The sequence below is a fragment of the Nocardia vinacea NBRC 16497 genome (assembly GCF_000308835.1).
GTDB lineage: Bacteria > Actinomycetota > Actinomycetes > Mycobacteriales > Mycobacteriaceae > Nocardia > Nocardia vinacea.
The window spans coordinates 1-22,812 of record NZ_BAGN01000108.1; the positions used below are offsets into that span (position 1 = coordinate 1).

Here is a 22,812-nt window from a genome sequence, read left to right on the forward strand (position 1 = left end):
GGTCGGTGCCGGCCTGATCGCCGACCCGCAATTTTGGTTTCCATGGAAACTAACCCGATCGCCGAGGCGGATCGGGTTTGCACCGGTTAGACCTCAATGACCGGTTGCCGGCGGTCGCGGGTGATCGTGAACCGATATCACTGCTGGCACAGTGTTCGATAGGCTGCTGAGTACCTGGTCGTCGATGGCCTGGTGTGGCCTGATCGTGCTGTAGATGACCCGGAGCGGTGAACCTCTATGTCCAGGCATCGCCGTCGGCGATCACGCCGCGGAACAAGTGCTCGTATTTCAAGGTGCCGAAGAACCGCTCGATCACACCGTTGGTTTGGGGTGATCGCACCCGCGTGCGGACGTGTCGCAGCAGCGGGTCCGGTTCGGCGAACGCGGTCTCGAGCACCTCACCGCGAAAGCACAGGCCGTTGTCCGACACCACCGCGATCGGCGCGGGCGCCATGCCGAGCACCTCCCCGCACGGCCCGAGGACCTCGGCCAGCCCACGATCGGCACGAACTACAGCCCGAGTCCGTGCGCCAATACCGGCCAGGATGCCTTCAGTTCGTCATCCCAATAACCCCAGGAGTGAGTGCCGTAGGGGCGGCGTTCCACTGTAGCGGGTATTCCTAGGTCCGCGAGGCGGGCAGCCAAGTTCTGGGTGCACTGATCGACCGCCAGTTCGACGACGCCGCCGACCAGGATCTGGTTCGCCAGGGCGATTTCCCCACCACCGCCGACCAGGTGGCGATCGCCGACGTGGTCGTAGGGGCCGGGTATGCCGTTGCCGCTCGAGAGATAAATGTCCATGCCTCGCAGGCCGGCGGCATTGACATAGGGATCGTTGGCGATCCACATCGGATCATCGGGCGGGCCGTACATGTTCGCCACGTTGCCGCCGCTATAGGCCGAGGTGAGACGGACGTAGGCCTGGCCTAGCGGGTCGGAGATCGCCGCGCAGCCACTGTAGGAGGCGACCGCTTTGTACAAGCCGGGCTTGGCGATCGGCAATTGCAGAACCGAGGTACCCGACATCGACACTCCGGCAATGGCATTCACCCCGGTGGTGCCGAGTTCACCGTCGATAAGCGGGGGCAACTCCTCGGTCAGATACGTCCTCCACTTCTGCACTCCGAGATGTGGATCTGGCATGCGCCAGTCCGTGTAGTAAGAGCCCGCGCCGCCCAGAGGCTGTACCACATTGACATTTCTCGCGGTCAGGAACTCGGATGCACCGGTCTCGCGGTCCCACGACGCCTGACCGATTCCTCCACTTCCGCCGCTCAGCAGATACAGCACGGGCCGCGGCACCGAGGTGTCGGCTGCACGATCGACCTTGACCCGATATTCGCTGTTCATCGCCGAGGAGTAAACGGTGAGCAACAGGTGCCGGTCGTTGACGACGTGAACTTCGGTGATCCGAGAACCATCCGGCGCCATCTTCGATGTGGCGGGTGCAGCGGGCAGTCCGATCCCCGGCTCTGCCTTAGCGGTCGGCACGATCGACGTTGCCGCCAATAAGGTCAAAACTGCAGTACCGGCAGCCTTGACCAAACCCGCACGGGTGATGAGCGAGAGCTCTTGCAACTTCCAGTCCTGTTTCTTCTACGCCGCAGTCAGATTCAGAGCGGCAACTGCTTCACATATGGCCGAATGCACCCGAGGTCTGCCAAGAAGCCTTGAAGGACGGCAGATTCTTCGAGGAGGCGAGATTCTCGTACTGATCTGTCGTGACCTTGAACGACACCTTGCCGCGCTGACGCATGTGTGCGAACAACTCCAGTGCGGTCTCGACAACCGTCGCCAACCCGGCGCAGCAGACGCGACAGCCACCTCGCCGACAGCGCCGTGGTTGGCTCACGCAAGTGCGTTCTACTTCCGCTGTTCGCGGCCTTATTCTCGTCCGCTCGCCCTGCGCCGGCCCGCTGACGGAACATTGTTGCTCTTTGTGTTCTTTCGATGGGTGTCTCGCCGGACTCGCCCGGCATGACCGAGTGCGAGGCCAGGGCGCAAGGACGCGTGCTTCGGGTGGCGAAGCTCCCGATGCGCGCGGCTTCATGAAGGCCGTGATCGACGCGGACAGAAGAAGGCGTTGATCGGTCAGGTCGGTCACCGCGTCAAGTACCAGGCCATGCGGCGAGGCGAGCGCGGGGAACTCGTCGATCCCGCGCTCGCGACGGCCGACCAGACGCTTTCGTCGGGGACGTCAACTTTCCGTTAATGCCAGCTGGCAGATGCTCCGAGGTCGAAGTCGCCCATCTTGGGAGCCGCATGTGGGACATCCGGACAGGGCGGCACGAGAAGAGCGAAAGCGCCAGCGAGACCCACAAGCCATCGAAGCTCGTAACCGTCGGCTCGACAAGATGAGCAAGGACTCGCGAGACCTGCTCGAGAGCGTCGCCGACCGCCTGCCTTCTGACCTGGTCGAAAGCTACCGGACCTATAGCAACGTGGGTGAGTGGGCGATGCTCGTCGACGTGCTGTGTGCCAGTCTCATCAAGCGCCAGATCCCGGTCACTGCAGCGGAACGCGATGCCGTGGCGAACGTGCTCGGCCAGTTCCATCTCCCGGTGGAGGGATACCGCTACCTCGGTGACCCCCAAGGCGTGCTTTCTGAGCTCAACGTGGTCACTGCGTAAATTCCTCTGTAGACACTGGAAACCAATTCATCCCTGATCGGATGTCAACCAAGCGTGCGAGCGTTGTGCATGAAGCCATCTTCTAATTAGTGTGGCGAGCGGGGCAGCATCCCAAGGGACGGCCTTGACGATATCGTCAGGGCTGGAACGACATTCGGGATCTGACGCGGTCTACGATCTATCGGGCCGACCTGTCGGCTTCTCAGGATTTTCTCAGCTGAACCCGTATTGAACCCCACAGGCCCCTACCTGCGGTTCTACGTTGATTCTGCTCAGCGCTAGCACCCGCCTCCTGCATATACGCAGGTAGAACGGGTGACGTGTCGTAGTTGTTGTGTCCGGAGGGGTATCGACCAGTACGCCAACCTGCTGCAACGCCGAAAACTGCTGGTCATCGGCAAATAGCGGTGGCGTGACGGTTCTGGTCCGGTTTGCGCAGGTTCGTGCCCCGGTGGGGCACTGTAAGGATGGGACCGGTTCTGACCGGCGGTTCCCTGGGGAACGCTGATAATCCAAGAAACGTTCGCGCACTTGGGATGAGGGATCGTTCTGCCCAGGAGTGGGACCTAGCGGGAATCACGAGACATCACGAACTCCTGAGTGGGGGTCAGGGGTTCGAGTCCCCTTAGCTCCACTGAATAGCGAAGCCGCAGGTCATCGATCTGCGGCTTCGCTATTGTGTGGCATTGCGCGAACACATTGCGGTGATTCAGCGCCGCTCGTTCCGAGGCATCCAGGGCCTTCAAGGCCCCGACACACTCCGGGCAGGCCGGGGGTGGTAAACGCTCGCTCGTGCCGAGTTGAGCGAACCCGGTACCGCCCGCCAACTACTGCTCGGTGATCCAGTTGCCGTGGAATCCGATCGGCACCCGCCGGGGCAGGCGGACGGCGGCTACCGGCCCGGCTTCGACGGCGGTGGCGTCGAGAATCCGCAGCTGCGAGGGCACGTTCGTGTCGTCGTGGATGGCGAGGGATATCAGCCAGCCCTCGTCCTCGCTGCGCGCGTCGGCCGCGGGGACGAACACCGCTTCGCCCGTGTTCCAGCCCGAACCGAGCTGGTGCACAGTGGATTTGTCGCTATCGACGTCATACTTGACGATGGTTTCGCGGCCGACCGCGTAGAGGTAACGGTTCGGGCGGCCGACGTGGCCGAGCCGTCTTCACAGGCGTTGCCGACGTGGAAGACATAGCAGGGTTCCACCTCGAACCAGCGCACCGGGCCGCCGTTCTTGCTCATCACACCGATGCGCGCGCCATAGTCGTCGCTCCACTCGAAAGGCAGGCCCTTTCCCGAGAACTGAAGGGTGACAGGGAGATCCAGCCAGATTACGTGGTTGTCGGTGATCGCGAAGTCGTGCATCATGGTTGGCCGGGGCACATCGACCGGGGTGCTGAACACCAATTCACCAGCGGCGGAAAGCCGGTGGTAGGTGACGAACGGTGGCCGCGTGTCGTAGTCGAAGAAGTGCAATTCCCCGGTGATCGGGTCTTGCTTCGGATGCGCCGTCATGGCGGTGGTCAATCCGCCCGCGAAGTCGCACGCGCCGACGGTGTCCAGAGCTGGCGTGACTTCGATCGGAAAGCTGCCCTCCACCAGAGCAAACAGCCGTCCGCCGTGGCGAATGATCGACGTGTTGGCCGTACTGTAGGCCCGATTGAGACTGCCGTCCTCGCGTAGTGGCGAACCCCCGTCGAACTTCAGTGTGCGCACCCACCGATTGCGGTACCACTGCGCCCGTCCAGTGCGCAGGCGCACGCCGTGCAGCATGCCGTCGCCGACGAACCAGTGGGGGCTTATCTCGCCCGGCAACGGATTCGGCCCGTTACGGAAGTACCGTCCATCCAGCTCGGCGGGCAACGCACCGGCCACTTCCAATTCGGTCGAGTCGATCTCGTCATCAATCGGTGCGTAGGGACCGGCCATGTAGCTCGGAAGGGGCGTTTCGCTCTCGAACTCGGGTGATTGGTGTCGTGGGTCCTCGGCTTTGCCGGATTGCTTCATAAATGCTCCCGCGATGCTAAGCGTTCACGAGTCGGCGAACCGCGGCAGCGACTTGTTCGGGTCGCTCGGCGGGGATGATGTGCTCGGAGACGGCATCCTCGTATTGCCCGCCGACCTGTTCGGCGTATCGGTGCTGGTATTCGCGCATGAGGTCGAGATTGCGCCGCTGGTAGCGGGCGGCGTGGATCGCGGAGATGACGATGACGCCGGATTTCGGCGGTTCTGGTGGGCAGCGGCGGAATTCGTCGATCGCCCCCGCGACGGCCGCTATTTCATGCCGGGTTGTGGCGAGACCGGCGGGGGTGAAGTCCTCGGCCAGCATGGTCGTGTAGCTGTCGGCGGGGAACTTGCGCCCATAGGAGCGGGTCAGCGTCCGCATGAGCGGTGGGAAGTGGCTCAGTGCCTGCTGCACGGCGAGGATGCGGTCGGTCTTCTTGGCGGTCGGCGCCCAATTGTCGTAGTTCGGAGCGGCTTCCGGTGTCGGGTCGATGAGGACGAGCCCAGCTGGCGACAGCGATTCGGCGGCGCGACGGATGATCAGCCCACCCATGCTGTGGCCCACCAGGATCACCCGCCCCGGCGTGAGCGCCTGGACCAACGCCACCAGGGTGGCCGCCATGTCGTCGATGGTCTGCGGTTCGGCGGCGCTGCCACTGCGGCCGCGACCGGCCCTGTCGTAGGCGACGGTACGCGCGATGTCCCCCAGTAACGGCACCACCCGATCCCAGAGTGTCCGCCCGGCGCCCCCACCGGATTCGAACACCACCCAGGTGTCCCCGGTGCCGGACTCTTCGAAGTAGATCTCGGTGCCTTTCACCATCATTCGACGCCCCGGAACATCCCGCATCGCGGTCACCCTTCCATTCAATACCAACTTTGGGAATGATACCAAATGTGGGATAGTTGCGGTATGGACCCGACCGAGTTGCTGCTCCACCCGGTGCGGTTGCGCATCATCCACGCACTGTCCGGCGGCCGATTACGCACCGCAGGAGAGTTGTGCGACCGCATGCCCGATGTGCCCCGGACTAGCGTCTACCGGCAGCTCGGCCTGCTCACGGAGGGCGGAATGCTCGAGATCGGTGACGAGCGACGCGTGCGCGGCGCGGTGGAACGCTCCTACCGATTGCGACCCGACCGCCCGACCGTCTCCCCCGAGGCGGGCAGCGCGATGACCCCGCACGATCACCGCCAAGGGTTCGCGGCCGCCATGGCCGTGCTGATCGCCGAGTTCAACGCCTACCTCGATCAAGCCGACGCCGACCCCGTCGCCGACGCGGTCGGCTACCGCCAAGCCACGCTCTGGCTCAGCCCCGAGGAGCTCGACATCATGCTCACCGGCTTCCGCGACCTCGTCGCACCCCTCGCGGCGAACCAGCCCGGGCCGGGCCGCAGACCGTACTTGATCAGCCCGATCCTTTTCCCAGGGGAGAAACCAGCATCGCCGAGTTGACAGTGCTACCGCACGTTCGCCGCACCCGGCACGCCGACAGCTTCGGGACTCCGAGGCCCCAGGTATCGCCACGGATTGAAACTTCGATTGTTGCAAGCGATTCGCTGCTGGTCATCCACGACGTTTGCAGATCCTGGGTCCCGGTCCGGCTCGCAAGCTCGCTGTGCCGGCCTGAGTCAAGGCTCGGCAACAAGATCAGCGAGCTCAGTGCGGGTAATCGGGCAAGGAAGGCCGCCCACTGGACATCCGCTCATAGCCGCATACCGAGCGAACGACCCCAGCCGACGCGGGGTGCGCGGTGGTCTCCGATGCGCTAGCGCAGCGCCGATCGCCGACAACTCGGTGACTTTCAGCAGTTCACGCCATGGTTTTTACCTGCCGAATGCCTACCGGCCTGATCCGAATCTCTGGTCCATCGGCCGTCAGGGTGTTCGGGTTGTGGAGCGTTAGGCCCACTGAATATGGCAGCTGCAGGTCATCGACCTGCGGCTTCCCTATTGTGTGGCATTGCGCGAACACATTGCGGGGGTGACCGGTACGACGTGCCCACGCTGGCCCGCATCCTGGACCGGCTGGAGAACCTGTCAGGCTGACGGGCTGAGGTTGTCCATGATCAGGCCGAGAGTGAACGCGAACCGGTCGGGCCCGGTCCCGGAGGTCAGCTCGGCGGCATAGCGCCGGGTCTGCGGAAACGTGTCGGCGGGCAGCGCGGTGAACCGGCGCACCAGCTCCGCACGGCTGACGATCCACTCCTGATCCGGGTGTTTCCGCCGATTCTGGACCAGCGACTGCTCTAGGGCGTAAGCGCTGACGTAGAGGGACAACGCGTCCAGCACCCAGGCGGCGGTCCGCGGTTCGATTCCGCCCGCGAGCAGGATCGCGAACATCCCCTCCCTGACTCGCAGCGCCTCGAGGTTGGTGGGGACCATGGCCAGTGCAGCGCGCGAGACCCCGGGGTATTTCAGGTACTGGTCGCGGATCTGTGTGAACACGTCGAGGAGCTGTCCGCGCCACGTGGCCGGGTCCGGTTCGGGAAGCGCGATCTCGGCGCTGAGCCTGCCGACCAGCAGATCGTCGATGTCGTCCTTGTTGACGATGTGTGCGTACAGCGACGAGGGCCCGGTGCCGAGCACCGCGGCGACCCGGCGGATGGTCAACGCGTCGTAACCCTCGGTGGCGACGACCTCCAGCGCGGCATCGGTGATCCGGGCGACCGTGATGGGCTCCTTGCGGGGTGAGGACGCCGCGGCGTCCTCGGTGGATTGGGCGTGACGAGCCGCTCGGCGTTGTCGGGGATCGGCGGGCATGCCGGCCACTATAGCTTGACGCGAACTTAGTTCGTCAAGTAGAACATAGTTCGTTAGAGTAGAACTAAGTTCGTATGGAGGTGTGTGGTGCGAGTTTCCATTGCCGGAGCCGGTCTTGGTGGCCTGTGCCTGGCGCAGGGTCTGCGCGGGGCTGGGATCGAGGCCGCGGTGTACGAGCGGGACCCGGCGATCACCGCCCGGTTCCAGGGCTACCGGCTGGTCCTGAACCCGGTGGGCTTCGAGGCGCTGCGCAGCTGCCTACCGCAGCGCTGGCACCCACTGCTGGACGCCATTGTCGGCGACGCCTACGGCGAGCGGCTGATCCTGGACCCACAGCTCAACCAGGTCGGTGAGCTCGGCCCCAGCCGGACCGGGATCGTGGTCGACCGGCATGTGCTCCGCCACCTGCTGCTCACCGGCCTGACGGTGCACACCGGGGCCGCGCTGACCGGCTACGACCTGCTGCCGGACGGCCAGGTCGAAGCGCGGTTCGCCGACCGCGACCCGGCAACGGCAGACCTGCTCGTCGGAGCCGACGGCGTCGGCTCCGCCGTCCGATCGGTGCTGTCCCCGCAGACCACCCCGACCGCCACCGGGGTCCGGTTCGTCATCGGCCGCACACCGCTGACCGGGCGGTTTGCCGGACTGTCTCGGGCGTTCGGTTCGAAGATCGCCGGAGACAGGGTGAGCCTGCTGCTCGGCGCGATGCGGTTCCGTACCCCGCCGAAGGAGGCGGCCGAGGCGCTGGCACCCGAGGTGACCCTGCCCGATATCCGCGACTATGTGCGCTGGGCCATGATCCTGCCGCCGAACGGCTCGCTCGGCACCGCGACCCCACAGGAGGCCGTGCTGTCCAGGATGCCGGGCTGGCACCCGGACCTGCGGGCGCTGATCGAACAGGCCGATCCGGACAACAGCACCCTTCTCTCCATCCGGGTGGTCGAGCCCGGCGAACGCTGGGCGCCGGGTCCGGTCACGCTGCTCGGCGACGCCATCCACGCCACCGCACCGACCGGCGGCAACGGCGCCAACACCGCCCTGCGCGACGCCGACCTGCTCCGGCGCTGCCTCACCGGAGGCCGCGACCTCCTCGGCGCGGTCGGCGACTACGAGCGCCAGATGTTCGAATACGGCGCCGAGGCCGTCCGCTTCAGCCTCGAGGCGCTGCCCGCCATCGCCTCGCAGACAGAACCGGCCTGACGCAAACCGTGAAAGCCCGGCTTCCTGCTCGTTACCGGGGTAAAGATCGTTCGTTAGGTCGGGCGAGGCGCCAGTCCGGTGATCAGGTCCCATGCCACGATGACTCGACGACACCATTAACGAAAAGGGGTCGACGCGCGCTCGACCAGATCGGGCCGAGGACCACACCCAGCAGGACCGCATGGCAGCTCCACAACACCAGCCGCTGCCAGCGCGCCGACGCGCCCACACAGTCGCCGCGTCCCCGCAGCAGCAGCACACGCACGTACTCGATGACGTACATCGCGGCCACGGCCACATCGCAATCGTCGCCGGGTGCGGATCTACCGTCGTTCTTCGCCAAGCCCGAACCGAACGGTCGCATGGTGGCCGTCGGCGTGATGGCCACGCAAACCCTCCGATTTCGCACCCATCAGAAGCACTTGAAGACGTGTTGCGATGACCACCTGACCCCGCGACGTCAGGCTGTCGACCGGGCGACCGATCGGCTTGTCGCCGAGCTCGGGGAACGCGGTCATGCCGCGGCCTGTTGTCAGGTCTCTGGAGGTCGCGGCTGCCGATGGGAATAGAACGTGGAGTCTTTGCGGGCGATCTCGCTGACGCGGTTTCCGATGTCGGTGGTGAGCAGGCCATTGCAATCGATACCGAACTGGCGCGCGAGAGTGGGTCCATACAGATCGACGGTGGTTTCGGTGAGCTCGGCCAGCACCTGAGCCGCCGAGCGCCCGCACCGCCAGCCACGAAAAACTACGGCGCCCCCGATCGGTGCGGCCGGCCACCACCAGGGTGTGACCACCAGGTACAACAATCCCCACCCGACCAGCCGGGCAGCCGCAGCGTAGGAGTCCAAGGCGGTGGCGAGATCGGAGCGTGCGCTGTCGGGAAGGACGGTCCACAGCCGCGGCCAGGTCGGCGAGAGATCGATGCCGTATTTCTCATGAACACGTTTGTCGGCTGCCTGAAGTCTGTCACCGATCCACATCGGACGCGCCGCCCGAACAGGGCTGATCGCCATGCATCGCGCTCGCGCTCGTGCGACCGCGCTGGACCCGGGATCGGTGGCTGAGCCGGCGATCGATCGCTCGAACTCATCGAAGGCCTTGTCCCATCGGTTGGTGCGTCGCTGCGCCAACCAGCGTGTCGCCCAACTGGTTCCGTGTGCTGTCCACACGCGATCGACCAGAGTTCCGAGCCAGTCGGCGATCAGGCCGACGACAGCGGCTGCGCCGAGCAGCGTCGCCACCGTGATCGCGGCTACCGTGGGACGTTGTCCACTGGTTCGATTCGCGAGCGAGTTGATCCAGGCGTCGGCTGCGTGGAGATCAAGCGCGGATCGCTGTCCGAGGACCGCTGCGGCGATCACCGCGCCGCACCACAGCAGTCCGGGCAGAACGAGCAGCGTCAACCAGCGTTCGGCCAGTTTCTTGCTGAGTTCGCCGAGGAAGGTGGTCATGTGGTGACGGTTCCGGCGATCAGCGGCAGTCCGGTCATCGCGCAGGTCGGGGTAAGGCCGATGTCGAGGGTTCTACGGTGGCACGGCCGTGGGGCAGGGCAGGTCCACACCGGATACGTCGAATGTGTGTGGCCGCTGCCGGGCAGTGGCCGGTAGGTGCGTCTGGGTGTGGTGAGGCCGTCGATGCCGTTCAGTGCGAAGGCGTGGTCGAGGGAGTCGAGCGCGGTGGCCAGCTCTGCGATGCGATGTCCGCAGCGGACGGCGTCAACGATGTGTGTGAGCGGTTCTGTGGCATCGAATCTCGCAGCGAGTTCGACGAAGTTTGTCGCCTCGTATCGTCGGCACAGCTGGTCGAGCCGCGCACGCGTGATCGCAGCGTCCGGTGGGGTAGACGGGTCCATGTCGAACGTCCTCACGGTGTCGTTGTCAGTGTGGATCGCTGTGTGCGGCAAGGTAATCGAGGCCGACGCGTAGTCTCCAGGCAAGCATCCCGCGATGGGGATGGGTGGGGTCGGTCGATGCGACGACTGTGCGCAGGACGGTGACGTATTCCTCGATGTCACTGCGCTGTGAAGTGTGCATGTACCGAATGAGCAGTGTGCCCGACAGTGCGAGTCGGCGGTGTTGTGGATCGGTGTCGCCGGCGGTGGACAGCCCTTCACGGCAGTATCGGACGGCGTCGTCGAGCAACGCCGGGTCTGCGGGAGTTGTGCTGAAGGGGCCGTTTTCGCGTTCGAACTGTGTGCCGAGCGCATCGCCGAGGTCTGCCAGGCAGTCGGGTCGGCGAGGGTCGTCGCCGGGCAGTGCGTCGAGCACTTCCCGCAGTGTTCGGACCGCTTCGATCGCGATCGCTGGTTCGAAGATGGAGTCCACCCTGTCGGCGAGGATCACGCCGAGGGTGTGGCCGGCTGCGAGCCACGCGGGCCCGTGCCCGATCTTCTGTCTCCCACGGCGCAGGAACTGTTCGAACTGTTTGATCGGCTCCTGTTCGTAGTCGTTCATTCGTCCATAGGCGGGATGGCCGAGTTCGCCCAGTGGCCTGTCACCGATCGTCACCGCGAGTGGCGCGAATCCTGCTGTGTTGTACAGAGCGGTGCGAAACAGATCGGCGGCCGCGGTCAGGTCCGATGGTTCGCAGGTGGATTCGAAGTTGTGCTGCAATGCTTCGGCGAGGTCGAGGACACGGTCGATATGGCGTGGATCGGCTGCGGTGGATCCGGCGATCGCCGTGCGCGCGGCAGTAACGGTATCGGTGTGCGAGGGGGCCTGCTGGGTGGGGCCGGTCTGCTTTGCCGGTTGTGCACCGTTGTTGTTCCTGCTGAACGGATTCCACCTGATCATGTTGGCCCCCAGTTCATTCCGCGTCATCCCGCAGAGAACACCACTATCGTTGACGGTGTTCGATTGCGCAACCAATGCGGTGGGGGAGAGTGGCGTGAGTTTCGCAGCGATGGAGAACGAGCTTGCGGTAGCGTTACTTCGGCAGTATTCGCAGACGGGCGATCTCGGCTTGTTACCCGAGGCCGCTAGGTCGTTGCGGATTGCGGTCGCGGATCGTTTCGCCGGTCCCGTGGAGCGCGTCGAGTATCTGTTCAATCTGGCCTACACCCTCGAGCGGCAACTCGAGGACACCGAGCAGATCGATGATGCCGACCTGACGGACATCGCCACCGAATGGGTCGTGACGTGCCGTGAATTCCACCATCTGCTGCGCGGGAACGGCCTGTGTTCGCGCGACCACCTGGACATGTTGCTCAGGGCGCTCTGGGGGTTGTACGGCATCACCAGGAACAGGGATCTCCTCGCCGAAACCATCGCAGCCTGCCGAGATGCCCTAGGGCGCCTACCGGCCGATCGCTCCGACCGCACGGAGTTCATCGAATTTCTCTACGACGCACTTCGGTTGTGGCAGAACGCAACCGGAGATTATTCGAACTTCGACGAAATAGTGGAGCTCGACCGAATTCTCGCACCGAAACGCCGGATCTACGATGTCCGAACAGGCAGGCAAACCATTGCCTATCTCGACCTGTCAGTGATCGATGGCGATCCGACCGTGGTGGATTCGGGCGAACAGGTGCGGGTGCTCGCCGCGGGGAAGATGGCGCAGGTCGCACTCGAGAACGCCATCATGGAGGCGTCCCGCACGCTCGAGCGGTTGCCAGCCGGGCATCCGCAGCGTGGAGTCGAACTCACCGAACTCAGCGTCCTGTGCAGGATCCTCTACACGGAGGTCGGCGACTATCCGGTCCTGATCGAGGCGGTCGCGGCAGCCCGTGCTGCCGTTGCCGAAACGAGGGAGGGAACCAGTGAGCGTGGGCTGGCCTGCCTGAGCTTGGGGCAAGCGCTGGACCAGGTGTACGTCCGCACCCGCATGGCAGGTGCGCTCGATGAATCGATACAGGTCGTGCGACAGGCCACCGAGCTCGTGTCGTCCACGGAATCGATGTGCCCGTCGGCTCACCTGACACTGGCCATTGTCCTGGGCCGGCAGTACGAACGAACTCGTCGGGCGGAAGTCCTCGACGAAGCGATACGCACGACCAATATGGCACTCGGTCATGTCCGCGCCGACCACCCCGAGTGGGCGCAGTTGATGGGCGACATTTCCGAGGAGTTCCGCAAACAGTACGACCTCGGCGGTGATTCCCACCTGCTGGCCATGGCAGTGGACCTCGCCAGGGATGGCGCGTCGGCCACGCCCGAGGATTCGCCGAGACGTGCCTACAACCTGAACAGGTTGAGCAGGACACTGGTTCAGGACCACCAGAGGTCCGGTTCTCTCGACTCCCTCGATGAGGCGATCCGGTGGGGCCGACTGTCGCTGTCGGCCACTGTTGTCGGCACGCCCTTCCGGACTGTCGTGCAATCCGGTCTCAGTGCGGCATTGGTTCTCCGATACCAGCGCACGAAACAGTTGCCGGCGTTGGAGGAAGCCATCACGCTGGAACGTGCTGCGCTACGCGGCACTCACGCCGACGACTCGGACAGAGTGATCCTGCTGAGCAATCTCGGCGAACTGCTCCGGATTCTTCACCGGCACACGCAAGCACAGGCCTGCCTGGCCGAGTCGATCCGATATGCCCGCGAGGCGGTGACGGCTGGCGGTGAGAACGATCCCAATCTCGCCGGTTTTCGGTGGCGACTCGTACGCAGTCTGCTTCAGACGGGCGAACCCACCGCGCCGGACTGTCTCGATGAAATATCGGACAATCTGATATCGGCATTCTCGTCGGATTCCGCGACCCTCACGATGCGTATCACCGCCGGTAAGACGCTGTGCACCTTGTACATCGAAGCCGGAGTGCCCGACTGGGTGCTGATGATGCTCGAACAGACGATTGAACTGCTGCCCCGGCTCGCACCCCGATCGCTGGCTCGGTCCGACCGCGAGCGAAGTATCGAAGAAGCGACGGGTCTGGCTGCGTTGGCGGCAATCGCGGCGATCGATGCCGGGCTACCACGCCGGGCAGTCGAACTGCTCGAGCAGACCCGAGGAATCCTGATCGGTCAAGCCATCGACGAGCGCAGTGACGTCTCCGATCTCTCCACGGCCGCACCGGAACTGGCGGCGCGATTCCATGACCTGCGCCGGCAGCTCACTGCCCTGGAGTCCTCCCGGGACGACAAATACCAGATCGGCGCAGAACGGCGCCGACTCGACAATAGGTGGCACGACCTCGTTCGCGAGATCCGCTCGCTAAAAGGATTCCGGAGGTTCCTGCAACCGCCGGATTACGACGAGCTTCGGACCGGAATCCCAGGCGGGGTGATCGTCATGGTGTATGCCGGGATCCGAAACGGTGGCGCGGTGATCCTGCGATCGGAGGAGGACACCCCCGATCTCGTGCCGCTGCCGGGATTGACCGCCGACACGGTTAAGCAGCAGGTGGCCGTGCTGCGCGGCGCGCTGGAGGCCTGCGACGGCGACGATTTGGAAGGTCGCGCCCGAGGTGAATCGGCGCTGCACGAGTTGCTGGAGTGGGAATGGGACATGATCGCAGCGCCGGTGCTGAGGCGTCTGGGTGAGGTCGAGCACATCCGGTGGTGTCTGGTCGAAAATCTGGCGCAGCTACCGATCCACGCTGCCGGACACCACCGAGGCGCGCCGGGCGGAACACTGTTGGATCGCGTGGTTTCCTCCTTCGTGGCCACAGTCAGGGCAACCGTCCACGCGGCCGCCCGCCCGCCCGTTGCTGTGAACTCCTCGATGATCGTGGGCACGTTCCACGCCGACGGCACCGAGGTGCTGGCACACGCGGAGCAGGAAGTTCGCCTGCTGGAAAGACTGCTGCCGAACGCGCATTCGCTCGAAGGCGCACATGCGACCTACCGATCGGTGACGAGCGAACTCGCACACCACGCTGTCGTGCACTTCGCATGCCATGGCATCGCCGATCCGGACGATCCCGCGGCCGGGAGACTGCTGCTGCACGACCACCGATCAACGCCTCTGACCGTCGCAGCGATCGCCCAGTTGGACCTTCCCGGAGCAGAACTGGCGTACCTGTCGGCGTGCAGCAGCGCGCAATCGACCAGCCGCCTACCTGACGAAATGATCCACCTCGCCGCTGCCGTGCACATGGCCGGGTTCCGTCAAGTGGTCGGGGCGCTGTGGCCGATCGACGACGCGGCGGCTTCGACACTGGCCATCGACTTCTACTCCGAGATCCTCATCGCCGGCACCGGAACCATCGATGTTTCACGATGCGCGGAGGCGCTGACCACGGTGGTCCGTCGAATGAGAAACAAATACCCTGCGCTGCCCAGTAGATGGGCCAGTCATGTGATCTTCGGCAGTTGAACCCGTTTGCTTCGCGGCCGATGCGCTGGTCGGAACTCGACCGTGGGACGACGGCGGCCGACAACCGATGTCGGGTAGACGATTCAGCACCGGTGAGACGCGCGGTGAATGAACATGCCAACGCACTTACATGTAGCCCGCGTACCGCGCAGGAATTTGCTGTTCGAGCGGCGCGGATGTCGTAGCCATGTTCGGCATTTGGGTGGCGGCCATAGGACGCCGAGCAGACGGCGATCCAAACGCACCGCTATTCGTCGACCTATCGGCAGCCCTGTCGTCGTGTCCGGTCATCGGGCACTACCGCCCGTCATCTGCCGGGTACCGACAGGGCGGATCATGACGTCCGGCCCGTCTACCAGAGCGCCCGGTTCGTATGTTGGTATGTCAGGCGCACAATCAGGGAAGCCGCATGTCAGAGACATGCGGCTTCTTACATTGATCTGCTGTTCGGCTCCTCGAACCGCTTCTGACCTGGGTAAATGCCACCTTCCGAAGGTTCGAGTCGCCTGAGGTATCTGGCTGTGGTGCAGACGGTTATCAACAGTGGCGTTCGGAAGAGGTAAAACGATCTTCGAGCCTGGCGTCCCGGGGCGCCGGTACTGTGGCTCGGCTTCGCGCATCCCTAGGACGCTGCCGAATAGGGCGGCGTGTTGACTCCGGCCCTGTGGCCGGAGTCAACACGGATGGTGGGGTGCAGGGTGAGGGCGGCTCGGATCCGCAGTTGATGGATGCTGCGGCGTTGGTGGGGCATCTGGTGCCGGTGGGTAGCGCGTTCGCGTTCCTGGGCGAGCATCGCCGGGCGGTGCTCCCGGCGGTGATGTTCGAGGACCTGTTCGCGAGTAGGACCGGGCGGCCGAGTCTGCCTTGTGAGGTCGCCGCCTCGGTGATGGTGTTGCAGGCGCTGCATGATCTGTCCGACCGCGAGACGGTGCAGGCGGTGCGGTGCGACCTGCGGTGGAAGGTGGCGTGTGGCCTGTCGTTGGACGATGAGGGGTTCGATTCGTCCACGCTGACCTATTGGCGGCGACGGCTGGCGAAATCGGAGCAATCGGATCTTCGACGCGGTCCGTGCGGTGGTCGCCGAAACCGGTGTGCTGCACGGCAAAACGAAGCGGGCTCTGGATTCGGTGGTGCTCGACGACGCGGTCGCCACCCAGGACACCGTCACCCAGCTGATCGCTGCGGTCCGTCGGGTTCGCCGCGAGGTTCCTGGAGCGGCGGCGGTGATCGCCGAGGGATGCTCGGCGCACGACTACGACGATCCCGGCAAGCCGACGATCGCCTGGGACGATAAGGCCGCACACGAAGAGTTGATGTCGGCGCTGGTCAACGATGCGACCACGGTCGTGAATGCGTTGGTGGGCAACGCATTCGACGAGGACGTGGCCATGAAGGCCGAGCAGGCGTTGGCGTTGTTGGCCTTGATCGTCGGTCAGGATGTCGAACCGGCCGAGGGCTCCGATGGCACCGACGGACGATGGGGCATCGCCCGCAAAGTCGCCGAGGACCGTGTGATCTCGGTGATCGACCCCGATGCTCGTCACCTCCACAAGACCGTGAGTTCACGCCAGGACGGCTACAAGGCCCACATCGCGGTCGAACCGGACACCGGTTTGATCACCGCTGCCACCCTGACCAAGGGCGCCGGAGCCGACAACGAGGCCGTGGTCGCGACAGGCCTGCTCGATCAGGACGATTGTGTGCGAGAAGTGTTGGGCGACAGTGCCTATGGCACCGGCGAGCTGCGTGCGGAACTGGCACGACGCGGTCACACCGCGATCATCAAACCGCTGCGGAGACGCCGCGCGGTCGAGGGCGGATTCACTATCGACGACTTCACCGTCGACGAGGAGGCGGGCATGGTGACCTGCCCGAACGGTATCGTCGAACGCATCGCCGCCAAACCGCGGTATTCGTTTGTCCGGCTGGTTTACTCGGTCTGTGTCGCAGATTCGGTTCATCGGCGGGAATGCCTACAGATGGGGATCGTGGTGAACACGACACCGAAGTTCGCGCCGCTGACCGCTACGCGGGCGCTGAGGAACTTCTCCCGCAGGCACCGGCGGACGGCGGCGGCCAGTTCGATGGGGGTCGTCGGACAACTCCTGCGGACGGCCGGGCATGGCGCGGCGGAACAGGTCGCGGATCTCGGTGCGGTTGCGGTGGACCGCGGGCACCAGGATGTGGGTGGGACGGTAGCCGCCGAGCTGGACGATAAGTTCGGCGAGGTTGGTCTTGATCGGCGCGCCGTGAAGCCACATGGGCGCGCGGAATGCATTGTCGGGCTGTGCTAGTCGCCGGTCAATGCTCGGGCGTCCGGGTTGCCGCGGCCTCGGACGCGACATTTTGGATGAGGCGCAGTAGGGTGCGAGCAGCGGCCGGCGTGAGGTCAGGTGGATCCTTCGGGACGACGACTCTGAGTTCCGTTGATCTCGCGCTGTCGTGCGATAGGCATGTGGGCGTCGACCGGGCGGTCTCGACCGAGGAGTCGACTGGGCGAACATTCCGCATAAGGCCCCTTCTGATCGGCGTGGCGAGCGGGGCCGTATCCCAGATTGAGTGAAGCCCTCGACCGATATCTACAGAGCTGGAAAGACTTCCGTGATATGACTGTCGATGATTCATCGGGCTGACGTGCCGGTTTCTTAGGATTCTCTCAGCTGAACCCGAATTGGACCCCCACAGGGCTCCCCACCTGCGGTTATGCACTGATTCGGCTCGATCGCCGTCACCCACCCTTTCTGCATAACCGCAGGTAGAACGGGTGACGTGACGTACTGTCTGTGTCCGGAGGGGGAATCGGCCAGTACGCCAACCTGCTGCGACACCGAAAACTGCTGTTCATCGGCAAATAGCGGCGGCGTGACGGTATCACGATGCCCGGCGCTGAACAGCAATTTCCTAGGAGGCTGTGATGATTGGTTCGGGGTCCTGCTCTGCTCGTTCGTCGTAGGCGTATCGGGCGGCGAGTACCTCGTCGGCGGGGTTTGGCTGTAACGGAGCAGAGGACTCACCCGCAATCCGCACCTGGGTTGAATCTCTGGGAGGACGGAGGCGAAAAGCCAGGAGTCCAACATCGAAGACATGGGGCACTTCTTTCGCACCCTGTCCACTGATTCTCCCAACATCCATAAAAGCCGATCCTGGCTGTTTGCGCCACAACTGCGGGTGTGCGCGGTCCCTGCCAGTGTCGGTCATGACCGAGCCCGAGCAGCTCGCCAGGCAAGCCAAGCTGATGGAGTCCTACGGCGCGCACTGCGTCTACGTCACCGACTCCGGCGGACGGCTGACGATGAACGACGTGACCGCCCGGGTGCGCGCGTATCGCGATGCTCTCGATCCGGCCACCGAGATCGGCATCCACGCCCACGAGAACCTCTCGCTTTCGGGCGCGAACTCCGTGGTCGCGGTCGAGGCTGGGGTCTACCGCGTCGATGCCTCACTGGCCGGACACGGCGCAGGCGCCGGGAACTGCCCGATCGAGGCGTTCGTCGCGGTCGCGAACCTGTCGGGTTTCGAGCACAACTGCGATGTGTTCAAGCTGCAGGACGCGGTGGACGACATCGTCCGGCCGCTGCAGGACCCGGCCCGTCCGAGTCGACCGCGAGACCCTCACGCTGGGTTACGCGGGCGTGTACTCCAGCTTCCTGCGGCACGCGGAGGTCGCCTCGCCGCGGTACGACGTCGACGTGCGCGACATCCTGATGGAGTGCGGGCGGCGGCGCCTGGTCGGGGGCAGGAGGACATGATCGTCGACATCGCCCTCACCCTCGTGTCCGGCCGACAGGGAGAGCCGAGCGGACGCTGCTGCTCGACCGGGCCGCGTCCTGCTGAATCGGCCGCGACGACGGATGGCAGGGATGATGCGCTGACCAGAAACCTGATCGAGCTCGTCATCACCGCCCTCGCCCTCCTCGAAGGTATCGAAGCCTGGAAAAGCGACGCCTGCGCAACATCAGTCGGCATGATCCTGGACAGCGAGAACGACAACCGAATCGAGACCGCGAGGAACAACTGAAAGCGACCCGCAAAGGCCACATGAGGCTCTTCTTGATGCCGTCTCACAACGCGTCAACTGCGCCGTGGCGCCCACGCGGCTGTCCGGTGGTCCATGACTGGCGTCCGAACTGAACTGTACAGGTGTCTGTACTGGTATCTAGTTGTCGTGGTAGCGTCACCGGCATGGGACGTGTAGGCGGCAAAGTCGCGTTGATCAGTGGTGGATCACGGGGGATGGGCGCCGCTCACGCCAGGTTGCTGGTAGCCGAAGGGGCATCGGTCGTCATCGGCGATATCCTCGATGACGAGGGCAAGGCGCTCGCCAGCGAGCTCGGCGCCGCGGCGAGGTTCGTGCACCTCGATGTCACCGAGCCCGAGCAGTGGAAATCCGCGGTGACGACCGCGGTGCAGGATTTCGGCAAGCTCGAAGAGGTGGCGACGTTTGTGTTGTTCCTGGCCAGTGACGAATCGTCCTACGCCACCGGATCCGAATTCGTGGTGGACGGCGGCCTGGTCACCGTTGTCCCGCACAAGACGTCCTGATTCCGGTAACACGATCCGAGCGTCGACAGTTGGTGGATCGGCACCGCGGTGCGAGAAGAGGCGATAGGTGTCGATTGATCCACGCGTGCCTGTGACCGTCGGTGCCTGACAGGGTGGCGACAGTGTCGACGGTCCGGGCTATCGGCAGATGTCGTCGGTCGAGTTGGCCGCCGAGGCGGCTCGGTGCGCACTCGAGGACACCGGTGCGGGGTTCGCTGATGTGGCCGCATCGACCGAGTTGATCGCGGATGTCCGGCAGTTCGAGATCTCGGCTCCGGTGCCCGCGCCGTTGGGTCGTTCCGACAACTACCCGCGCTCGGTCGCGCGGCGGTTGGGCATCGAACCGGCCCGCGCGGTCCTCGAGGTCGTCGGCGGACAGGGACCACAGCCTCTGGTCACCGAGTTCGCGGGTGCGATCGCGGCCGGACGGTTGGGTTCGGTACTGATCGCGGGCTCGGATGCGGTATCGACCGAACGCTTCTATTCCGGTCGTGACGACAGACCCGACTTCACCGAAAAGGTGCCGGGGCAATTGGAGGGTCGCGGTTTCGGATACGAGTCGTTCGGGCTCGATGAGATCACGACCTTCGATCTCTACAGCTGTTTCCCGATCGCGGTCTTCAACCTCTGCGACGGCACCGGGCTGTCAACCACGGATCCCCGCGGGCTCACCGTCACCGGCGGTCCCGGCAACAACTATTCGATGCACGCCATCGCGGAAACCGTCGGCCGCACGCGGGACCAGCCGGGGGCGTTCGGATTGGTGGCGGCCAATGGCGGCATCATGAGCAAATACTCCGTCGGGGTGCACTCGACCGTATCCGCCGATTGGGAGCCCGACAACAGTCTGCGATTGCAGAGCGCCGTCGCGGCGGCTCCGGGCACCGCTCATCGATCGCTGGCCGACGGGCCGGCCCGGATCGAAACCTATACCGTGCGCCACGCATTCGAGCCGCGCACCGGAGTGGTCATAGGGCGGTTGCATGCCGACGGCAGCCGGTTCCTGGCGACGATGTCGCCCGAAAGTCTCGTCACGGTCGATGATCCGATCGGCCGCGACATCATCGTCACATCGAGCGAGCAGGGCAACACGGCGGCCATGGTGTCGTGAGTAGCACAGCAACACCGGATTCGCCGAGGATCGGAGAGAAATGATCGAAACAGCACGAACCACAATGGATTCCGCGACCCGCCTGCGGCTGCCGACCCACAACGGCCACGCTCTGCTCGCCGGGCTCCGCCGGCACCGCCGCGAGCCGGTCATGACACTTCGCGACACCGTGCTCACCGGCGCCGACGTACTCGACGCCATCAGCCGCTACGTGTCCGCCTTCGCCGAACACGGCGTCGTGACCGGCACCCCCAGCGCGCTGCTGGCGCTCAATCGCCCCGAGGTGCTGTTCATTCTCGGCGCCGGTCAGGTCGCCGGACACCGGCGGACCGCGCTGCATCCGATAGGCGGGCTGGACGACCACGTCCACGTCCTCAACGACGCCGGCATCACCAGCTTGGTGATCGACCCGCAACTGGCGTTCGTCCAGCGGGCGCAAGAACTGGTCGATCGGGTACCCGCGCTGGACAAGGTGCTCGTCCTGGGCCCGGTACCGGCGGAATTGTCCGATGTGGGCATCGACTTGATCGCCGCCGCAGCACAATTCGCGCCGCAGCCGATCGAAGCGGTGGACCTGGCACCGGATGCCGTCATCTCGATCAGCTACACCGGCGGAACCACCGGCAAGCCCAAGGGCGTCATCGGCACCGCCGCCACGATGGCGACCATGACCCAGATCCAACTCTCGGAATGGGAATGGCCGAAGCGCCCGCGATTCCTGATCTGCACACCGCTGTCGCATGCCGGTGCGGCCTTCTTCCTGCCGGTCGTCGTCCTGGGCGGGCAGTGTGTGGTGCTGCCGCGTTTCGACGCCGGAGAAGTGTTGCGTGCCATCGAGGAACATCGCATCAGCGCGACGATGCTGGTGCCGTCGATGCTGTACGCACTGCTCGATCATCCCGATATCGACAGCCGGGATCTGTCGTCGCTGGAGACCGTCTACTACGGTGCCTCCGCCATCGACCCCGCCCGGCTGGCCCAGGCGATCGAACGTTTCGGTCCGATCTTCGCCCAGTACTACGGACAGTCCGAGGCGCCGATGGCCATCAGCTACCTCGCCAAGGGCGAGCACGATCAGGCCCGCCTGACCTCATGTGGCCGTCCGTCGGTCGCGCTGCGCACGGCGCTGCTCGGACCCGACGGCCGCGCGGTCGAGCGCGGCGAGGCCGGCGAGATCTGTGTCTCGGGTCCGCTGCTGGCCGGCGGTTACCTCAATCTGCCGGAGGTCACCGCGGAGACGTTCCACGAGGGCTGGCTGCACACCGGCGACCTGGCCCGCGAGGACGAGGACGGCTTGTGGCATATCGTCGGCCGCAGTAAGGACATGATCGTCACCGGCGGCTTCAACGTCTTCCCGCGTGAGGTCGAAGACGTCGTAGGAGCCCACCCGCGAGTATCCGGCGTCGCGGTCGTCGGCGTGGCAGACCCGCGGTGGGGCGAGGCGGTCACGGCCGTGGTCGTCCTCGCCCCCGGCACCTCGGAAGACCCCGCCGCTGTCGCGACCGTGATCGAGGAGATCGGGGCGGAAGTCAAGCGCCGCAAGGGTTCGGTACAGGCGCCGAAACATGTCCTCATCGTCGACGAACTGCCGCTGACCGGGCTGGGCAAGATCGATAAGAAGGCGGTCCGGGCCCACGCCGAGGCCGCACTCGGTATTTGAAATCCATTGGTGTAGAGGCGGTCGTCACAGGATTGCCTACTTGGTGGGGAGCGCGTTTTGCAGGCCTCCGACGTCGGTGATCTTCCAGCCCGAGTTGCGGTCGATGGTCAGGGAATAAGTGACAGTGGTTTGTGCGCCGTCGGGGTTCTGGGCGCTGGTGGAATTGACGTTGAGGTAGGCGTTGACCTTGTAGATACCGCCGGATCCGGACGTGACATCGGCAGACAATGGCGTCGCTTTCGATGTCCACTGCAGCGGAAGCAAGATCTGTTCGAGCTGTGGTGCGGTGGCATCGAATTTGGCTGCGAGTTGCGGGCTGGTGTTCGCTTTGAGGCGGCCGATCCAACCCTTGACGTCGTGGTAATCGATGGTCGATGCGTCGACGCCGTACTTCGACGCGATGTCTTCGGCGTGTTTGTCGTCCGCTGCGCTCGCGTCCCGGTTCGACAACGTGGATCGGGCCGAAAGGTACAACCAGCCGAAAACGATCGAGAGCGTCAGGAGGACGATGATCACCAGTGCGGTGAGCACGGTGGACAGCCGGATCGCCAGGGTGATAGTCCTCCTCCGGGATATGGCATCAGCCGTCGGGTCGTCCTCGGTCTCGACCTGAGCGTGCTTCTCATCTGTTGCGGTACCCATTTTCTTCT

General features: G+C 64.7%; 18 protein-coding genes and 4 pseudogenes. 9 read left to right on the forward strand and 13 right to left on the reverse strand.

Features of this window, described 5'->3' with window-relative positions:
• Positions 1-235 precede the first annotated feature (235 nt).
• Genes ON44_RS14265 through ON44_RS50180 form a run of 3 tightly spaced genes read right to left on the reverse strand, consistent with a single transcriptional unit; the run spans position 236 to position 1,798 of the window.
• Complete coding sequence (locus ON44_RS14265) at positions 236-454, reverse strand: integrase core domain-containing protein (protein WP_157187144.1); 219 nt, start codon at positions 452-454, stop codon at positions 236-238.
• A 56-nt stretch (positions 455-510) separates the two neighbouring features.
• Positions 511-1,578 (reverse strand): alpha/beta hydrolase, encoded by a 1,068-nt coding sequence (locus ON44_RS14270; RefSeq protein WP_245567148.1) that lies wholly within the window; start codon positions 1,576-1,578, stop codon positions 511-513.
• Positions 1,579-1,630: 52 nt separating this feature from the next.
• Positions 1,631-1,798 (reverse strand): hypothetical protein, encoded by a 168-nt coding sequence (locus ON44_RS50180; protein WP_157187145.1) that lies wholly within the window; start codon positions 1,796-1,798, stop codon positions 1,631-1,633.
• 556 nt (positions 1,799-2,354) lie between these two features.
• On the opposite strand from ON44_RS50180, the gene ON44_RS14275 reads away from it, so the two are divergent.
• The gene (locus ON44_RS14275; protein ID WP_040690146.1) at positions 2,355-2,630 is read left to right on the forward strand and encodes a hypothetical protein; all 276 of its coding nucleotides are present in this window, start codon (positions 2,355-2,357) and stop codon (positions 2,628-2,630) included.
• Between the two features lie 827 nt (positions 2,631-3,457).
• On the opposite strand, the gene ON44_RS53755 is transcribed toward ON44_RS14275, so the two are convergent.
• The 3 genes and pseudogenes from ON44_RS53755 to ON44_RS46750 all read right to left on the reverse strand — a co-directional run bounded on the left by ON44_RS53755 (position 3,458) and on the right by ON44_RS46750 (position 5,479).
• The gene (locus ON44_RS53755) at positions 3,458-3,730 is read right to left on the reverse strand and encodes a carotenoid oxygenase family protein (protein ID WP_306306483.1); all 273 of its coding nucleotides are present in this window, start codon (positions 3,728-3,730) and stop codon (positions 3,458-3,460) included.
• Between the two features lie 101 nt (positions 3,731-3,831).
• A pseudogene (locus ON44_RS14285) lies at positions 3,832-4,632 on the reverse strand (carotenoid oxygenase family protein); the annotation flags it as partial.
• 16 nt (positions 4,633-4,648) lie between these two features.
• Complete coding sequence (locus ON44_RS46750; protein WP_157187146.1) at positions 4,649-5,479, reverse strand: alpha/beta fold hydrolase; 831 nt, start codon at positions 5,477-5,479, stop codon at positions 4,649-4,651.
• A gap of 63 nt (positions 5,480-5,542) precedes the next feature.
• On the opposite strand from ON44_RS46750, the gene ON44_RS14295 reads away from it, so the two are divergent.
• Positions 5,543-6,085, forward strand: coding sequence for a helix-turn-helix domain-containing protein (locus ON44_RS14295; RefSeq protein ID WP_040690150.1), 543 nt, complete (start codon positions 5,543-5,545; stop codon positions 6,083-6,085).
• A 584-nt stretch (positions 6,086-6,669) separates the two neighbouring features.
• Here the strand turns inward: ON44_RS14295 and ON44_RS14300 are convergent.
• Positions 6,670-7,392, reverse strand: a complete 723-nt coding sequence (locus ON44_RS14300) for a TetR/AcrR family transcriptional regulator (RefSeq protein ID WP_040690213.1) — start codon at positions 7,390-7,392, stop codon at positions 6,670-6,672.
• Positions 7,393-7,479: 87 nt separating this feature from the next.
• Here ON44_RS14300 and ON44_RS14305 point away from each other — a divergent pair, with 87 nt between their 5' ends.
• Positions 7,480-8,592: an FAD-dependent oxidoreductase gene (locus tag ON44_RS14305; RefSeq protein ID WP_040690152.1), complete on the forward strand. Its 1,113-nt coding sequence runs from the start codon at positions 7,480-7,482 to the stop codon at positions 8,590-8,592.
• 82 nt (positions 8,593-8,674) lie between these two features.
• Here the strand turns inward: ON44_RS14305 and ON44_RS14310 are convergent, their stop codons facing one another.
• The 4 genes from ON44_RS14310 to ON44_RS14325 form a co-directional block, all read right to left on the reverse strand.
• Positions 8,675-8,980: a hypothetical protein gene (locus ON44_RS14310; protein WP_040690154.1), complete on the reverse strand. Its 306-nt coding sequence runs from the start codon at positions 8,978-8,980 to the stop codon at positions 8,675-8,677.
• A 144-nt stretch (positions 8,981-9,124) separates the two neighbouring features.
• A complete protein-coding gene (locus ON44_RS14315; RefSeq protein WP_051182001.1) occupies positions 9,125-10,045 on the reverse strand; it encodes a hypothetical protein in 921 nt (306 codons plus the stop codon).
• The gene (locus ON44_RS14320; protein WP_040690155.1) at positions 10,042-10,446 is read right to left on the reverse strand and encodes a hypothetical protein; all 405 of its coding nucleotides are present in this window, start codon (positions 10,444-10,446) and stop codon (positions 10,042-10,044) included. The genes ON44_RS14315 and ON44_RS14320 overlap by 4 nt, the downstream gene beginning before the upstream one ends.
• A 25-nt stretch (positions 10,447-10,471) precedes the next feature.
• Positions 10,472-11,413, reverse strand: coding sequence for a hypothetical protein (locus tag ON44_RS14325; protein ID WP_040690158.1), 942 nt, complete (start codon positions 11,411-11,413; stop codon positions 10,472-10,474).
• 67 nt (positions 11,414-11,480) lie between these two features.
• Between ON44_RS14325 and ON44_RS46755 the strand changes: the two genes are divergently transcribed.
• On the forward strand, positions 11,481-14,849 hold the full coding sequence (locus ON44_RS46755) for a CHAT domain-containing protein (RefSeq protein ID WP_051182002.1): 3,369 nt from the start codon (positions 11,481-11,483) through the stop codon (positions 14,847-14,849).
• Positions 14,850-15,540: 691 nt separating this feature from the next.
• Positions 15,541-16,768, forward strand: a pseudogene (locus ON44_RS52510) (transposase); the annotation flags it as partial.
• Positions 16,769-16,839: 71 nt separating this feature from the next.
• Here the strand turns inward: ON44_RS52510 and ON44_RS52515 are convergent.
• Positions 16,840-17,095 (reverse strand): annotated as a pseudogene (locus ON44_RS52515) (LUD domain-containing protein); the annotation flags it as partial.
• A 935-nt stretch (positions 17,096-18,030) separates the two neighbouring features.
• Between ON44_RS52515 and dmpG the strand changes: the two are divergent.
• From dmpG to fadD8, 4 genes and pseudogenes are all read left to right on the forward strand, one after another.
• Positions 18,031-18,621 (forward strand): annotated as a pseudogene (dmpG, locus tag ON44_RS14340) (4-hydroxy-2-oxovalerate aldolase); the annotation flags it as partial.
• Between the two features lie 410 nt (positions 18,622-19,031).
• Positions 19,032-19,391, forward strand: coding sequence for an SDR family oxidoreductase (locus ON44_RS14345; protein ID WP_040690159.1), 360 nt, complete (start codon positions 19,032-19,034; stop codon positions 19,389-19,391).
• A 148-nt stretch (positions 19,392-19,539) separates the two neighbouring features.
• Positions 19,540-20,502, forward strand: a complete 963-nt coding sequence (locus ON44_RS14350; protein WP_051182005.1) for a TLP1 C-terminal extension domain-containing protein — start codon at positions 19,540-19,542, stop codon at positions 20,500-20,502.
• A 40-nt stretch (positions 20,503-20,542) separates the two neighbouring features.
• Positions 20,543-22,162, forward strand: coding sequence for a fatty-acid--CoA ligase FadD8 (fadD8, locus tag ON44_RS14355; RefSeq protein WP_085998536.1), 1,620 nt, complete (start codon positions 20,543-20,545; stop codon positions 22,160-22,162).
• A 36-nt stretch (positions 22,163-22,198) separates the two neighbouring features.
• Here the strand turns inward: fadD8 and ON44_RS14360 are convergent, their stop codons facing one another.
• Positions 22,199-22,804, reverse strand: coding sequence for a hypothetical protein (locus ON44_RS14360; protein ID WP_245567149.1), 606 nt, complete (start codon positions 22,802-22,804; stop codon positions 22,199-22,201).
• Positions 22,805-22,812: the final 8 nt, after the last annotated feature.

Coding starts and splice junctions, on each gene's coding strand:
- ON44_RS14265 (WP_157187144.1), bottom strand. CDS start 454: ATGGCGCCCGCGCCGATCGCGGTGGTGTCGGACAACGGCCTGTGCTTT.
- ON44_RS14275 (WP_040690146.1), top strand. CDS start 2,355: ATGAGCAAGGACTCGCGAGACCTGCTCGAGAGCGTCGCCGACCGCCTG.
- ON44_RS46750 (WP_157187146.1), bottom strand. CDS start 5,479: ATGCGGGATGTTCCGGGGCGTCGAATGATGGTGAAAGGCACCGAGATC.
- ON44_RS14295 (WP_040690150.1), top strand. CDS start 5,543: ATGGACCCGACCGAGTTGCTGCTCCACCCGGTGCGGTTGCGCATCATC.
- ON44_RS14300 (WP_040690213.1), bottom strand. CDS start 7,392: ATGCCCGCCGATCCCCGACAACGCCGAGCGGCTCGTCACGCCCAATCC.
- ON44_RS14315 (WP_051182001.1), bottom strand. CDS start 10,045: ATGACCACCTTCCTCGGCGAACTCAGCAAGAAACTGGCCGAACGCTGG.
- ON44_RS14320 (WP_040690155.1), bottom strand. CDS start 10,446: ATGGACCCGTCTACCCCACCGGACGCTGCGATCACGCGTGCGCGGCTC.
- ON44_RS14325 (WP_040690158.1), bottom strand. CDS start 11,413: ATGACGCGGAATGAACTGGGGGCCAACATGATCAGGTGGAATCCGTTC.
- ON44_RS14345 (WP_040690159.1), top strand. CDS start 19,032: ATGGGACGTGTAGGCGGCAAAGTCGCGTTGATCAGTGGTGGATCACGG.
- ON44_RS14350 (WP_051182005.1), top strand. CDS start 19,540: ATGTCGTCGGTCGAGTTGGCCGCCGAGGCGGCTCGGTGCGCACTCGAG.
- fadD8 (WP_085998536.1), top strand. CDS start 20,543: ATGATCGAAACAGCACGAACCACAATGGATTCCGCGACCCGCCTGCGG.
- ON44_RS14360 (WP_245567149.1), bottom strand. CDS start 22,804: ATGGGTACCGCAACAGATGAGAAGCACGCTCAGGTCGAGACCGAGGAC.